The organism is Miniphocaeibacter sp. (genome assembly GCF_049276255.1).
Taxonomy (GTDB): Bacteria; Bacillota; Clostridia; order Tissierellales; family Peptoniphilaceae; genus Miniphocaeibacter.
Window position 1 is genome coordinate 122,060 of the sequence record NZ_JBASWB010000062.1, and the last position, 16,000, is coordinate 138,059.

At 26.2% G+C, this 16,000-nt stretch carries 9 protein-coding genes and 2 tRNA genes; 3 read left to right on the forward strand and 8 right to left on the reverse strand.

Annotation, left to right across the window (positions count from 1 at the left end; all coding sequences use genetic code 11):
• Nucleotides 1-43: 43 nt before the first annotated feature.
• The 3 genes from WAO56_RS08280 to WAO56_RS08290 all read left to right on the forward strand — a co-directional run bounded on the left by WAO56_RS08280 (nt 44) and on the right by WAO56_RS08290 (nt 3,072).
• Nucleotides 44-2,809, forward strand: a complete 2,766-nt coding sequence (locus tag WAO56_RS08280) for a transglycosylase domain-containing protein (protein ID WP_422143086.1) — start codon at nt 44-46, stop codon at nt 2,807-2,809.
• 97 nt (nt 2,810-2,906) lie between these two features.
• A tRNA-His gene (locus WAO56_RS08285) sits at nt 2,907-2,983 on the forward strand.
• A 5-nt stretch (nt 2,984-2,988) separates the two neighbouring features.
• Nucleotides 2,989-3,072, forward strand: a tRNA-Leu gene (locus tag WAO56_RS08290).
• Nucleotides 3,073-3,112: 40 nt separating this feature from the next.
• Here WAO56_RS08290 and WAO56_RS08295 read toward each other — a convergent pair.
• Genes WAO56_RS08295 through WAO56_RS08330 form a run of 8 tightly spaced genes read right to left on the reverse strand, consistent with a single transcriptional unit; the run spans nt 3,113 to nt 15,939 of the window.
• Nucleotides 3,113-4,576 carry a hypothetical protein gene (locus tag WAO56_RS08295; protein WP_422143087.1) on the reverse strand — a complete coding sequence of 488 codons (1,464 nt, stop codon included), beginning with the start codon at nt 4,574-4,576 and terminating at the stop codon, nt 3,113-3,115.
• Nucleotides 4,577-4,578: 2 nt separating this feature from the next.
• Nucleotides 4,579-5,976, reverse strand: coding sequence for an ATP-binding protein (locus tag WAO56_RS08300; protein ID WP_422143088.1), 1,398 nt, complete (start codon nt 5,974-5,976; stop codon nt 4,579-4,581).
• Between the two features lie 6 nt (nt 5,977-5,982).
• On the reverse strand, nt 5,983-6,669 hold the full coding sequence (locus WAO56_RS08305; RefSeq protein WP_422143089.1) for a response regulator transcription factor: 687 nt from the start codon (nt 6,667-6,669) through the stop codon (nt 5,983-5,985).
• A 1-nt stretch (nt 6,670) separates the two neighbouring features.
• Nucleotides 6,671-9,706 (reverse strand): UvrD-helicase domain-containing protein, encoded by a 3,036-nt coding sequence (locus WAO56_RS08310; RefSeq protein WP_422143090.1) that lies wholly within the window; start codon nt 9,704-9,706, stop codon nt 6,671-6,673.
• 1 nt (nt 9,707) lies between these two features.
• A complete protein-coding gene (locus tag WAO56_RS08315) occupies nt 9,708-12,449 on the reverse strand; it encodes a PD-(D/E)XK nuclease family protein (RefSeq protein ID WP_422143091.1) in 2,742 nt (913 codons plus the stop codon).
• Nucleotides 12,450-12,456: 7 nt separating this feature from the next.
• A complete protein-coding gene (locus tag WAO56_RS08320; RefSeq protein ID WP_422143092.1) occupies nt 12,457-13,347 on the reverse strand; it encodes an ROK family protein in 891 nt (296 codons plus the stop codon).
• 8 nt (nt 13,348-13,355) lie between these two features.
• Nucleotides 13,356-14,978, reverse strand: coding sequence for a nucleoside kinase (locus WAO56_RS08325; RefSeq protein ID WP_422143093.1), 1,623 nt, complete (start codon nt 14,976-14,978; stop codon nt 13,356-13,358).
• Entirely contained in the window at nt 14,959-15,939 is a 981-nt protein-coding gene (locus tag WAO56_RS08330; RefSeq protein WP_422143094.1) for an RluA family pseudouridine synthase, read from the reverse strand. The genes WAO56_RS08325 and WAO56_RS08330 overlap by 20 nt, the downstream gene beginning before the upstream one ends.
• Between the last annotated feature and the right edge of the window lie 61 nt (nt 15,940-16,000).

Genomic DNA, 16,000 nt, shown 5'->3' on the forward strand with positions numbered 1-16,000 from the left:
GCTCCTATGATATAATAATTAAGATATAAACTTGGAGGTTATAATGAAAAATAAATTTACAAGATCCGTTTCTAAGCTCGTAAAGTCTATTATTATTGCTGTATTAATAATATTCACTTTGGCTGCTGGAGCTTTAGGCGTATCAATTGTTGGAGTTTTAGAAAATACTCCCAATATAAATATAAGTGATATAGACGATAGTTTAAACCAAACTTCTGTCATTTTAGACTCTGAGGGAAATGAAATTGAAAAAATACAAACTACAGAGTTTAGAGAGTTAGTTGACTACGAAAAAATCCCAAAAGATTTAATTAATGCTTTCATTGCAATTGAAGATAGAAGATTCTACAAGCATGACGGTGTTGATCCTATAGGTATTTTAAGTGCAATTAAAGATAATATTTTATCCTCTTCTATGAGAGGTGCATCAACAATTGCCCAGCAACTAGCAAGAAATATTCATCCCGGTTCAAAAAGAAGACTAGATTGGAAAATTCAAGAAGCCTATTTAGCTTTAAAACTTACTGAAGGCTTAGGTAGAGAAGGGGTTTTAGAAAAATATATGAATGCTGTCTTTTTAGGCCAAAATGCATATGGAGTACAGGCTGCTAGTAAGACATACTTTTCAAAAAACGTTGAAGATTTAACAACTGCAGAATGTGCCGCTTTAGCTTCTATTGTAAAGAACCCAGTTGAATACGCTCTTTATAAAACAGTACTTCCACAAAATGTATCTGAATCGGATATTGTTCTGGGAGATATTGAAATTAATGGAGTAAATTACAAAGTTATTTATAATGACAAATCTAGTGCCAGACAAAAACACGCTTTAAGTTCTATGTATGAAGAAGGCTACATTACTAAAGAACAATACGAAGAAGCTTCTAGACAGAATATAGCTGAAGCTATTAAACCTGGAGAAAATTCTACTAAACAAGTAATATCCTCTTATTACTCAGATTTAATTGCAAAACAAGTAATTGAAAAATTACAAACAGAACTAAACTATACTGAAGCAGAAGCTAAAAACAAATACTATACAGGTGGAATTAAAGTTTATTCCTCTATAGATATTGACATGCAAAAACAAGTAGAAGATGTTTTTGAAAATTTCTCTAGTATAGTTTTAAGAGGTGCCGGCTCATCTTATAGACCTGCCCTATTGGACTGGACATCAGATAGAAGTGGAAATATAATTAATTCAAAAAGTTCTGTAGTTTATTATAAAAAAGATAATATTATTGATTCAAATGGTAATTTATACTTACCAAAAAATGAATACAAGTTAAATGAAGATGGAAGTTTAAGTATTACTTCTGCAAAATTTAAAATATTAGGTTCTTTTATAGATCCTTCTGATTACTATACAATTAATGAAGAAAGAAATCTTGTTACCCATATTATAGAAAATTCTGGAGAAGCTGCTGCAAAGGACGATGAAATTACAAAATCAGATTCAGATATTATTTTAAGCAAAGCTTTTTTAGACCGATATGAGGATTTGTATAGTATTTCAGATAATGGTTCTTTAATCTTTAACGGTAAATACTTTAATTTTGATATTGATGGAATTCCTCAGCCTCAAGGTTCTATTGTAGTTATAGACCATAAAACCGGGCAAATTAAAGCCATTGTCGGTGGAAGAAATCAAGAAGGAAGAATGATTTTAAATAGAGCAGCTGATGTGCCAAGGCAACCTGGTTCTACAATAAAACCTATTGCAGTTTATACCCCTGCCCTAGATAATGGATATACTGCTGCTACAGGTATAGAAGATGCTCCTCATTATGAAAATGGAAAACTTTGGCCTAAAAACGTAGATTTACGTTATAGAGGTTGGGTTTCTTTAAGGGAAAGTGTTAAAAACTCAATTAACGTTAATGCTGTTAAAGTTTTAAAAGATATTGGTATTGAAAAATCAAAAACATATTTAGAAAAATTCGGTATTATAAACAAAAATGATCCATCAAAGGATAATTTCGTATCAGCATCAGAAAATCCTAAAGTAAATGATGAAGCTTTATCGCCTATGGCTTTAGGTAGTTTAACATATGGTGTAACTAATCTAGATCTAACTGCTGCCTATGCCGCTTTAGCAAACAGTGGCGAATATATAGAGCCTTTAAGCTTTACAAAAGTTTTAAATTATGACGGAACAGTATTGTTGGAAGATGTCAACGAAAAAAGAGAGGTGGTTTCACCTCAAATAGCCTATGTTATGACTGATATTATGAAAGATGTTTTAACTGTACCTTATGGTAATATAGCAAGAAATTCTAAATTTGACATTGCTGGTAAGACGGGAACAACACAAGAAAATCAAGATGTTTGGTTTGTTGGATATACACCATACTATACAATTGGTTCTTGGGTTGGTTTCGATAATCAACAATTAAAACTATCACAAAACCATGGTCACGCTGTCTATTTATGGAATGCTGTAAACAAAGCAATTTTAGAGAATTATGAATCTGCTAGGTTTAAAGAGCCTGATGGAATAGTTAAAGCTCAAGCTTGTTCTTCATCTGGTGGAAAGCCAACTAATGCTTGTTATAGTTATGGAACAGTAACAACTGAAATATTTGCAAAAGGAACAGAACCTACATCCTATTGTACTGTCCATAAATATGTAAAAAAAGTTGAACCGGAAGATAAAGAAGACGATGATAAAGATGAAAACCAAAATGACAATAACCAAAATCAGAACAATGATAGTCAAAACAACGATAGTCAAAATAACAATAATACAAATAATAATAACCCTATTACACCACCAGTAGTTGATGGTGGCGGAGAAGATTCAAATTAAAACTAAGACCAAAAGAAAATTCTTTTGGTCTTTTAAATTTCAAAAAAATTGTTGACTTTTTAAAAAATAGATGCTATACTAGTCAAGTAGTCATTTGGTGGGTGTGGCCTAGCTGGTTAGGGCGTCAGATTGTGGCTCTGAAGGTCGTGGGTTCGAATCCCATCATCCACCCCATATGCGCGGGAGTGGCGGAATTGGCAGACGCGCTAGACTTAGGATCTAGTGTCTTTGACGTGGGGGTTCAAATCCTCTTTCCCGCACCAAAAAAACCTTGTGAATATTCACAAGGTTTTTTATTTTGTCTTAATTTTGAATTTTTTCTCCACCGGCTTTTATAAAGTAATCTTTCCATAAATCGGCATTATTTCCTACAATCCATTCAATTTTTATTAAACTTTTATTCCCTTCAGGTAATCTAATTGTAGCTAAAGGTTCATTTTTAATTATACTATAGAGATGTAAATTAGTATTATCTAATTTCATATAGAAGTTTTTTTCTGGAGAATATACCATATCAATAATATTTTCATTTTTCTTTTTCTCTTCGGACCATTTAATATCTGAAGCTTTGGTTTTTATAATATCTATTTTAGGTACTATATTTATATTTACATCTTTATATTTTAATTCTTCTTCACCTAATACTAGGCTAGTTTTAAATTCCCAATTTCCATTTTCCCTTACTAAACCTATATTAATATAATCATCTACTGAATAGTTGTATTTCTTGTTTAAAGAATCTTTTTCATTTTGTTTGCTCAGTGTTTCATTTAATATTTTTAATCCCTCATTGCCTGCTATGTCTTGAATATTAAGATATTTAGAATCACCATTACCATTTAATTCCCTAATTCTATAATATTTATTACTGGAATTAATAGTTTCACTAGAACTATATGAAATATACTTATCTGAAATAAAGGTTAATTCAAAAGGTATCTCGGAGTTTAATAGCTCATTTGAAAGTGATACTTCATCATCTGTTACTAGTTTTCTAACTAATGTTCCTTCATAATTTTCTCCATCCCAAACCTCACTAAATGATAAAACATTAAAATCATTTTTATTTGCTAGAAATATACCAGGCTCTTTGTAAGCTTCCATAATTATATTTTTTTTCTTGTAATTATCATAATAAAAATAATAGGAATTATAGTCCCTGTAGGAATTATAATCATCTTCTTGTTTATTTATAATAGATACAGATAGACCAATTTTCCCATTGTAAGCTTCAATATTACTTTTAATATTATCTTCCTTATATTTTAAATAAATTGAATCATCAACCTTGTCTGAAATTCTTTCTAAAAAATATAGGTATCCATCTGCTATTAATAAAATTTTATTTTCTTCTATTTTTATTATTTCCTGGGTAAATCCTTCAGATTCTGATATTGTAACTATTTCAACATATTCATTAACCGTAAAACTTTTAGGGTCTATAGTTGGGTAATTAACATTAAAAAATTTATCTGTACTAATATATTTAGTAGTAAAATTAGGACTTAAAATACTTTTATTTCCAAATTTAAACATTTTTTTACTAATATATAAATCTTCTGTAGTTCTATTGTTATTCGCTTCAGTATTATCCCCATTTAGGATAACATCTATTACCTTCCATGTACCTTCTAACATAACATTGTTAGGTTCGGGAGCTATAATAGAACTTTTAATATCATTCTCTTCAGGATTAATACAAGATGTTATTAAGACAACTGAAGTAAGTATTGTCAGTATTAAAAATATTATCTTAAACCTCTTCATAATTATTCCTCTTTCTTTGGAATTGAAATTTTAATTGTAGTTCCCTCTCCTATTTCACTAGAAATCATCATCTCTCCATTGTGAAGTTTTACAATTTCCTCACAAATAGATAAACCTAGACCAGTATGAGAATTACTATTTTTCCCCTTATAAAATTTTCCTGTTATTAAGGATATTTCTTCGCTATCAATTCCTACACCAGTATCAATAACTTCAAACTGTAAATCTTTTTCATCCTCACCTAGATTTAATATAACAACTCCGCCAGTGTTAGTAAATTTAAGTGCATTATCTAATAAATTTATTAACACTTGTTTCATTCTATTTGGATCTAAGTCAGCTATAATATGTTCTGGTTCAAAATTTATTATTAAATCTATCCCTAAGGATTTTGCTCTTGGTGTAAGTTGTTTTTTTATTTCTATAGCCAATTCTGTAAAGTCCGTTTCCACTTTTTCCAATTTTATCCTATTAGAAGTAAAACGTGAAAAATCCAATAATTCCTCTACCATTAAGCTTAATCTTGAACATTCCCCTTGTATTATTTCTAAACCTTCTTTCACTAATTCTGTGTCTTCAGGCTCAAATAAAAGAGTCGTTGCCCAACCATTAATTGATGTTAAAGGGGTTCTTAATTCATGGGAAACTGAAGAAATAAAGTCATTTTTTAATTTTTCTTTTTCCTTAATATTGTCCGTCATATAGTTCAAGGTTCTACTTAAAGCATCTATTTCTTCAAATTTAGAGCTTTCGACTCGTGTATTTAATTGCCCTTCTGCTAATTTTTCAGCTGTTTTAGTTAAATTCTTTATAGGCTTAATTAGATTATTTGACATTATTACACTTATTGCAATTGAAATCAAAATAACAAAAATCCCAAAAGAAATAAAGGCAATATACCGCTCCCTAATTAATAAATCTACATTTTTTAATGAAGTTGTTAGTCTAAAAATCGCCTTTTGCCCATCTTGTGTTTTTATCGGCGATGAAACAGACATAACTTTTTCTTCTGAATAAGGTACTTTACCAATATACTGTCCATCCATACCTTCTGATGCGTCATCAACATCTTTATATCCTTTAATTTGTTTACCTACTAAATCTGTGCCTAGACTGTCGTATATAACGGTTTTAGAATTTGTAAGTATTTGAACTTGGGATTTAATTCCCCTATAATATTGATCCATATCCTCTAATATAGACGTTTCTATATTATAATCAGGGGAATTTATATTGGACATTTCTAAAGAATATTTTATTTCATTTCTCAAATTATCATAAATTACCGAATAATAATAATATCTAACAGAATAAATTGAAAAAATTTCAAAAACTACAACTGTAAATATTATTAATAAAACAAAGGAACTTACTATTCTATTTTTTATGCTTATTTTCAAAACGCATCAATCCTTTTTCCAACGGTAGCCTGTGCCCCAAACAGTTTCTAAATATTTCGGTTTACCAGGATTATCCTCTATTTTAGACCTAAGTCTCCTTATATTTACGTCAACTATTTTTGTATCGCCAACAAATTCTTCTCCCCAATTTAAATCCAACAACTCATTTCGAGTAAAGGCTCTTCCTGGATTTTTCATAAACAAAGTTATAATTGAAAGTTCTGTAGGTGTTAATTCAATATAAACACCATCCTTTTTAAAGGCCTTTGAATATAAATCCAATTGGTAGGGACCATGAGTAATTATATTTGAATTCTCAACTGGTTTTTCTAATCTTCTAATTAAGGATTTAATCCTTAGTACAAGCTCCTTTGGATTAAATGGTTTACTTAAATAATCGTCTGCTCCTCTTTCTAGTCCAAGAATTTTATCATTTTCTTGAGTTTTTGCAGTTAACATAATAATTCCTATATTAGGAATTTTTTCTCTTAATATTCTACAAACCTCATAACCATCTATTCCTGGTAACATTATATCTAAAATAACAACTAATGGATTTTCACTTTGAGCTAATTCTACTCCCAGTTCCCCTGTTTCAGCTTCAATTACTTTAAATCCTTCTCTTTCTAGATTTATCCTAGTAAACTTTCTTATATTTTCCTCATCTTCAACTAATAATATTTTCTCCTCCACACTATTCCTCCATCTGTTGTTGAATACTATTTATATAGTCATTTAAAATATTATAAAGTTTCTTTTTCTTTTCATTATTGAAATCTATTTTTATCTCATAATTTTTCTTAATATTCTTAATTGATAATTCTATAGTTTTCTTAGGAAAGATTTTCTCACATACAATTCCATAAAATACTAATTGTATCCAGTATCTATTTTCTATTTCTTTTTTATTAAGTTTTGAAACCTTATAATCTATAATTCTTAAGATATTATTCTCCACCTCTATTTTATCAATAATACCTCTAAAAAAACAATTTTCATACTTATATATAAAGCTTATTTCTTCATAAGTTTCATCTGTGTTATAGTTAAATAAATTTTTAAAATTTTCAACATATTCTTCAAAATCTTTTGAATATTTTAAATCAAGGCCAAATTCTTCTAAAATATGTTTAAATTCAATATTATATGGCGGTTTGTAAAGTTCTGCAAATCTATGAATAATATCGCCAATAATATTATCCTTTAAACCATCTATTTTCCCTTTATCTTCTACTATATCATAATCTGACTTAGTCATACCCTTATTATAAAAATCAATTACTTTTGTAATATTAGTATTTAATCTTAAATTTGTCTGCAGGTTTATACTCTCAATATTTGGATAAAAAATATTTTCATCGTATTCTTCTTTAGTAAAATTACATTCAATATATTTTTCTTCTCTTAATTCACTAGCCATTTGTTTTTCTTCTAATGATTTTATTTCAGGCAAAAGTATTTTTTTATAACCTGAGTTTTTCCCTGATAAACCTAAAAACAAATTTTCCTTAGCTCTTGTCATAGCAACATAATATATATTATTATCTTCAATTTTTTCAGATATACTTTCAACTTCGTTTAGACTATTATATCTAAAATTTGCTAATGTAAAATTAATACTTACTCCATTTTCCTTATTAAATTTTAATAATGGTTTATTATTAGGTTTAGCCTTATTAATATAAGGAACTACAACATCATTAAATCCTAATCCCTTTGAGCCATGAATTGTCATTAATTTAACTACATCACTATTTTCATCTTCCACCTGTTTCATTGTTTCATTATTGGAATTATAAATTATATCATAAAAAAAGTCATTAAAAGTTAAATTATTTTTATCATAATCACTGGCAATATCCTTTAATTTATATAAATTACCTTGTTTTTGAATATTGTCTTCTGAATAGTTATATATCTCATATAATTGAAATAAATTATAAATTTCATCTAATATATTTGAAATTTTGTCCTTAGGATAATCATTTAAAATAGAAATTTTATAAATAATTTCATTTATATTTTTTTCAATAATTTTATGATTTTTTGTTTTTATAAATTCCAATATTTCATAATCGCTTATCCTATATATATTTGATTTTAATAAATAATATATTGATATATAGTTACTTTGATTTTTAATTAGTTTTAATATTTCTATTACTGTTACTATCTCTTCTGAAGAAAAAAAACCTAAAGAATCAAAGGTATAGTATTTAATATTTCTTTTTGAAAAACTTTCTTCAAAATAACCCTGTTCATTTCTTGACCTAAATAATAAAGTATAATCACCAAATTTCTTCTTTCCCTCATTTATCTGTTTTGATAGATAATTGGAAAAATTCTCTGGCTCATATTCTAGATCTTTAGTCCCATCGTTAATAAAATAATTAATACAATTTTTCCCCTTATTTATTTTATTAGCAACTAAACTATCGTATCTGTCCTCCATTATATTCTCATAAATATTATTAATTCCATCTAAAATATTTTTATCTGTTCTATAATTAACAACAAAAGTTATTAAAATACCGTTAGAAGTTAAAATATCCTTTTTAGTATTTTCAAACACATTTATGTTAGCTCCTCTAAATCCATAAATAGACTGTTTAGGGTCACCTACAACAAAAATATTATTTCTATCTAACTTTTCCCTTTTTGAGCAGATTTCATAAAAGATTTCCTTTTGAATATCATTAGAGTCTTGATATTCATCAACCATTAAGTATCTTATTTCCTCTTGTATTTTATCTTTTACATAATTATTCTTTAATAATTTTAAAGTTAAATGTTCTAAATCATTAAAATCATATTTTCCCAGTTGCTTTTTTGCTAAATTATATTCTTCCTCAATTATTTTTAATAATTCAAAGAGTTGTAAATATACCTCTTCTTTTAAATATTCATTGTATTGAATTTCTAAATTAAGAATTTCCTTTAAATAGTCTACATCCTTATTTTTTAATGTTGATATAGATTGCCACAGTTCTTTTAATATACCAATGTTATTAATTTCCTTAACCTTATTTATTTTTTCTTCATTGCTAACAAATTTAAATAACTTTGTATTTTTCCTTAATTTTATATTATCCCTTATATAAATAAGTTCATCATAAATTTCTTCAGATTTTTTAAATTTATTCAATTTTTTTATATCATCTATTGTTTTTTTCTTTATAGCGTCAAAAGAAAAAGTAGTGTTTTTTATACTAATATACAGGTTTTGAATTTCTGTAATTACAGATACAACATCATTTCTATCTGTATAATTTAATAGTTTTATAGAAAAATCACTAAATTTTCCATCAGGATTTAAAACTTTTGATATAATATTATTTAAAATTTTTTTACTCTCATTTTCGTCAAGTATTTCAAAATTTGGATCTATGTCTAAAAAAAACGAGTTTTCCCTTATTATTTTTGAACAGAAACTATGGATAGTTGAAATTTGAGACTCATTAATATCCTTAATAAATCTTTGAACTTCCTTTGAACCATGAGTTTTTAGTAGTTTTCTAACTCTTTCTTTCATTTCATTAGCAGCTTTAATAGTAAAGGTTATTGCTACAATACTGGATATTTCTTCGTCTTTATTTAATTTTCCATTTTTTAAAATTTCTATATAACGCCTTGTTAGTACCTCAGTTTTTCCTGTTCCTGCACCTGCATTAACTATTATATTTTTATCAATTGTATTAATTGCTTTCTTTTGTTCATCAGTTAAATTCATTTTACCCTCTATATTTACAAATATTATAATATTCACAATAATTACAATTCTTAATATCGGAAGTTCCTGTAAAGAATTCTTCCCTATTTATATTATTTAATATCTCTTCAATAATTTCTAAAGTATCATTTCTTAAGTTACTTAAACCTTCATTAGAAACTGAATTATTATCTGAGTACATATTGCTTTTTGTCATATAAAATTCATGTACCTTAGAATCCTTTATAGTAATATACCTACATCCTTGTATATTATTAATAAGAGAATAAATTGGAAACTGTAATGTCTTTTTGTTTTCAAAATCTTTAATGGTTTTAAAAGAATTTTTTCCTAATTTATAATCTACTAAATAAAAGTTATTACTTGTATCCCTATCAATCCTATCTATTCTTCCAATAAATTTAATATTTTTAACAACACCGTCTATATTAAACTGTTTTGAAAATGAAAAACTCTCTTCAAATTTATATGGGCTAATTTTTCCTTCAAATTTACTTAAGTATTTAAAATCCTCTTCTATTGTATCTTTCAAATTTTTACTATATCTTTTTAAAGTATTTACCCCTTCGAAATTTTTTGTACTAATATCTAAATATTCAAAATTCTTTTTTAATATTTTAATTATGAAATCCTCTTTTATTAATTTTTGATTTTTTTCTATTAAATAATCCTTGTAAATAGTTTTTAATGTTTCATGACAAGCAGTTCCTAATTTTAAAATCTTATTTAACTCCTTGTCTATAAAACAATCCTCTATTTTCAAAATATATTTATAATAGTATTTTACCGGACAAATTAAGTATGTTTCTAATTTAGTAGATGAATAGATTTCAAATTCCTCTTCATTTTCTTCTAAAATATTAAAACTATTATTCATAGTAAGAATATTCTTCTCTGGTTCTTTAAAAATTGATAGATATAAATTCTTATCATAATTATTTAAAATATATTCACTTTTAGGATTAATATAGTCCTTAAAGCTATAATTTTCTTCTAGCTCTATATCTTCATCATATTCATAAATAAAATCCGATAAAAGAACTTTTCCACTATCTTCGTAGGATATATAGAGCTTTTCTATATTAGAGTTTATAATATTAAAGAAATTTAACCTATCCTTAGATTGTTTTAAATTATTTGTTAAAATATCTATTCCTAATTTTCTTAAGTATAGATTACTTCTGCTGTTAAAATAAAAATTAACCCCTTCTCTCTTAGGATAAAAATCATCATTAAATCCCAAGAAATACAGATAATCGTGATTTAATAATTTATAATTATTAAAATCTATTAATTCTAAATCGCAATTTATAACAGAGTTTCCACTAATTGAATATTCTTTTAAAATATTTAAAAAATATTTTTTAAAGTCCTTATAATCCATGTTATTTAAAATAGTTAAATATTTTACTTCTAAGTTTTCAATAAACTTATAAAATCTTTCGTAGATTTCATTTTCTTCTTCATTTATTTCTATGGTTTTTTCTAATTGATATTTTATATATTCTATTAAATTTTCTTTACTATTAATAGAATATACTTCATTTATTTTATTTAATATATTTAAATATGAATTATAGTCGTCACTAGTTCTTAATATATTGGAAGTAAAAAGCTCTTCAAAACTATTTGGAAGTACTTTATATAGAATATTTTCCAATTCTAAATAATCTACTTCTTCATTAAAAATAAGTGGGTTATTTAAATTGCTTATTATATATTCAAGTGTACTAATATCATTATTAAAAGCAATATATAGCCATTTTCCTAAATTAGTCTCTTTTAAATTTATTTTAAAAGTAGATTGTATAGGGATGTTTTCTTCTTTAAACCTTTCTAAAATCAAATTCCTGTATTCTTCATCGTTAATAATAATTGCACATCTTTTTAAGGAGTTTTTTCGTAAATCTCTTTTTATCTCAATTGCTAATCTTTTAACTTCTAAAAATTTATCCTCTGCTTTTATTAATTTTGCTCTTTCTTTATTTTTTTCTACTAATGCATCTTCGTAATTTATTTTAAAATCTAATTCCGATAACCTTTTAATGGTTTCTTCATAAATATCTAATGTGTTTACCAATGAATTTTGAATAAAAACTTCAATACTACCAATGTACTTTTGTAAAAAACTTATTATAGAATACTCTATTTTTCTAAAATCCAAAAATCCAGCAATATATATTTTTTTAAGATTCTTTATTTCATTTAATATCTTGTTTGAATTTAAAAAATTACTATATTTATCATAACGATCTTCTATATTGTATTTTTCCATATTATAAGTGTATTCTTTAAAAATATTAAGAACAGAAAAAAGAGAAGAGTTGTTTTTAACCTTCTCTTCTAAATCCTCAATTTCAATATTTGAACTTTTAATATAGTTAATTAATTTTAATGATATAGCTAAAAAACCTTCTGAGTTATAAAAATAATTGTTTTCAATTATCCCTTTAGTTATACAATTATTTATACTAACTTGCATAATGAGACTATTAAGATAATCCATGTTCTCCAATTCAATAAAACTCGTATTTTTATAGTTAATTAAATCATCAAATGTAAATAGTTTAAGATTTAATACTGCATGAAATTCAGATACAATATCAACCCTAAGTCTTTCAATTATTTTTTTATTTGGTAAAATTACAATAAAATCATCATTATTTTTTATGTTTTTAAAAATATTATCCTTTAAATTTTCATATAAATAATTTGAAGATTTATATAAATTAATATTAAACATACTACCTCTATATTTTATCAAATGCTAGCTTTCCTGCTCCAATTACTCCTGCATCATTTAAAAACTCTGCAGGTTTTATTTCCATTCCAACTGGTCTATTACAATATTCATTGTAACTATTAATTGCATCATCCCACCAATAAGTTGATGTATTAATAAATCCACCACCTATTATTACAGCTTCTGGATCAAATATATTCTTTATTGTAGATAAATAAATTCCTAAATCCCTAGCTAATTTATTTAATGCTTTTTTTGCATTATCATCAGTACTTAATCTTTCAATAATCTCTGGACCCTTTAAATCCAAGCCTGTTAATTCTTTATAGTTAATAGACAAGGAAGAACCAGCTACATATTTTTCTGCACATCCTTTTTGATTACATGTACATAATCTACCATTTGGATACATAACAATATGACCTAATTCAGCTCCTTGGAAATGACTTCCTTCCCAAAATCCAATTCTTTCATCATATATTGCTCCACCTAATCCTGTACCCATAGTTAACATTATGAAATTTTTGTACTTTTGTGCAGAGCCTACCCATTTTTCAGCCAGTGCAGCTAAATTAGCATCATTGCCTACGAAAACCGGTATGTTTACATGTTTTTCAATTTCTTCCTTTAAATTTAAACCAGTCCAGCCTGTAATATTTCCTGCAAAAACAATTATTCCATTTTCACTATCTATAAAACCAGCTGTGGCAATACCAATTGATAATATTTCCGGAGTCAATAACTTGTTTATAGAATCTACTATTCTCTTTATAACTTCATCCCTGCCTAAATGAGCATCTGTTGCTACTGTATAGCTTTCAACAATACTTCCATCTTCTGCAATTATAGCAGAATTTATTTTAGTACCACCTATATCAATACCTATAACTTTTTTCATGTCTCCTCCTAACCGATTATCTCCCTTAAAACAGAATTGTTTGGAACAAGTGTCTCATCATCTATATCTATAAAATATTTCAAAAAAGCCCTTAGCTTTTTAATTTCTTTATAATACTTTCCATTAGAATCGTAAGTGTCGAATAATTCATAAGCATATTTTTTTAAAATACATAATTCATAGACTAAAGAAGAATCTACGGCAATATCAGCTAAATCTTGATAAGGGAAAATATATTTTTCTTCGCCTCTTCTTACTTTATCCCAGCCTTCAAATGTATCTTCAATAGAGTTTCCCCTAAAGTTATTATCTCTAATCATCCTTCTTAAAAGCCTTACTCTTGAAGTAGATATTCTATTGTGACTATCTATATTAAGTTGAGTTAAGGCACTTATATAGATTTTAAATTTTTTCTTTTCCGGAACTAATTGTGTTAGTTTTGGATTTAGGCAATGTAATCCTTCAATGAGAATAATACTATCCTTTTCCAATTTTATAAATTTACCTGATTTTTCCCTACTGCCTGTTACAAAATTAAATCTAGGTAATTCTATTTCTCCACCTTCCATTAAGGTCATTAAATCATCATTGAATTTTTCTAAATCAATAGCTTCCAACATTTCATAATCAACTTCTCCATCTTCATTAATAGGAGTGTTTTCTCTATTTACAAAATAATCATCAGTTGAAATTAGAATTGGTCTTTTACCTCTAATTGCCAATTGAACAGATAACCTATAGGCAGATGTAGTTTTCCCTGATGAACTTGGTCCAGCAATTTGCGCTATAGTAATATCATTATCATTTACAATCATATCTGCTATATTGGAAATTTGATTTTCAAAGTATGTTTCTGAAGTATCTATTATGAATTTAATATCATTATTTTTAACATAGGAATTTAAATTACCTACATTAGCAATATCTAGCATATTGGTCCATCTTTTTGAGTTAGAAAAGATTTTAGCAAGTAATTTTCTTTCATGAAATTCTGTTAACTCACCGTTAGTTCTACTAGAAGGAACAGTAATAGCCACTCCAGGGTAATAGGAAATTATATCAAATTTATCAATATAACCTGTAGATGGTGCTAAATATCCGTGAAAGGTAAAAATCCTTCCATCTACCTCATAATAATGAATATCTTTAAAGTTTAAATTCTTAAATAATAGTACCTTATCCTTATAACCTTCTTTTTCAAAAAGTTTTAATGCACTTTTCTTATCTGTAGTTTTCCTATAAACTTTATAGTCTGCATCAATAATTCTTTGCATTTCTTCTTTTATTATTTTTACATCTGTATGTAAAAGCTTATTTCCACCTTTTAACTCACAGTATATATATTCACCAATAGAATGTTCTACTTCAATAGTTTTATCTTCATATAGATTTTTACAAGCCAATATAAATATTAAAATAATAGTTCTTTGTAGTATCCCATCGCTTTCAGATGAATATTTATCAAAAAAATGTATTCTTTCATTTTCTTCAACTTTTTCTAAAAAGTTTTTATAGTAATTATTAACTATTACCCCTACCTTTTTCTTTCTCCCATATAATTTAGTAGATAGGTCTAAATAATTCATACCCTTTTCTATGTCTAATTCTTTATTATCTATATATATTTTCATATTTCTCTCCAAAAATTTCCTTAATAATATTTTTAAATTTTACAGGTGGATCTGCAAAAAACTCTTTACCATTTAAATAACTTAACTCCCCCTGTAAGCCACTAAATTTAATTTTATATGAATGTAATAATTGATTTTCCAATTTATATTTATTGCTAAAATATTTGTTAATATTCTTATCACCGTATTTTTTATCTCCAACAATAGGATGATTAACAGACTGTAAGTGCACTCTAATTTGATGGGTTCTTCCTGTAATTAACTTGATTTTCACTAGAGAATAATCCCCATTTGTCTTTACGAGTTTAATCTTGGTTTTACTCTCCTTACCATCATCTTTAGATATTTTCATTTTATTTTCAGACACTTTTTTTATATTAAAATCAATAGTACCATCTTCTATTTTTCCCTTACAAATTGTTAAATAATTCCTATTTATTTTCCTACTTTTAATTAAATTATTCATTTGTAAAAGTGACTCTTTGTTTTTACACCCTATTAATAAACCACTTGTATTTCTATCTAATCTATTTGAAAGGGCAGGTACAAACGACTTTTCTATTCTTGGATTATATTTTTTAGTCTTTATTAAATAACCTATAAAATTATCAACAACATTATTACCATAATCCTCCTTATTTGCAGCATGGCTTAAAATTCCTGATGGTTTGTTTATAATTGCAATATTATCATCCTCGTAAATAATATCTAAATTATAGTCTAAATTAGTATATATTTTCTTATCTTCGTATGTAGTAAGAATTTCTTCATATACATATATTTGAATTAAATCTCCCTCTTCTAAAATATCATTTGGATTAGCTCTTTTTTTATTTATTTTTATTTTTTTTGTCCTAATATATTTATTGATTAAAGATTTAGGCGCTTTAGGTAAATATTTAACCATAAATCTATCTAATCTTTGATTTGAATCATTTTTATCGATTTTTATTTCTCTCATTTGTTTTCCTTTTTATGATATAATTATACTAATTAAATTATACCTTAAATTATGTAAACTG

Bases quoted from the DNA above. Each gene is read 5' to 3' on its own strand.
- WAO56_RS08280 (WP_422143086.1), top strand. From the start codon at position 44: ATGAAAAATAAATTTACAAGATCCGTTTCTAAGCTCGTAAAGTCTATT.
- WAO56_RS08295 (WP_422143087.1), bottom strand. From the start codon at position 4,576: ATGAAGAGGTTTAAGATAATATTTTTAATACTGACAATACTTACTTCA.
- WAO56_RS08310 (WP_422143090.1), bottom strand. From the start codon at position 9,706: ATGAATTTAACTGATGAACAAAAGAAAGCAATTAATACAATTGATAAA.
- WAO56_RS08315 (WP_422143091.1), bottom strand. From the start codon at position 12,449: ATGTTTAATATTAATTTATATAAATCTTCAAATTATTTATATGAAAAT.
- WAO56_RS08320 (WP_422143092.1), bottom strand. From the start codon at position 13,347: ATGAAAAAAGTTATAGGTATTGATATAGGTGGTACTAAAATAAATTCT.
- WAO56_RS08325 (WP_422143093.1), bottom strand. From the start codon at position 14,978: ATGAAAATATATATAGATAATAAAGAATTAGACATAGAAAAGGGTATG.
- WAO56_RS08330 (WP_422143094.1), bottom strand. From the start codon at position 15,939: ATGAGAGAAATAAAAATCGATAAAAATGATTCAAATCAAAGATTAGAT.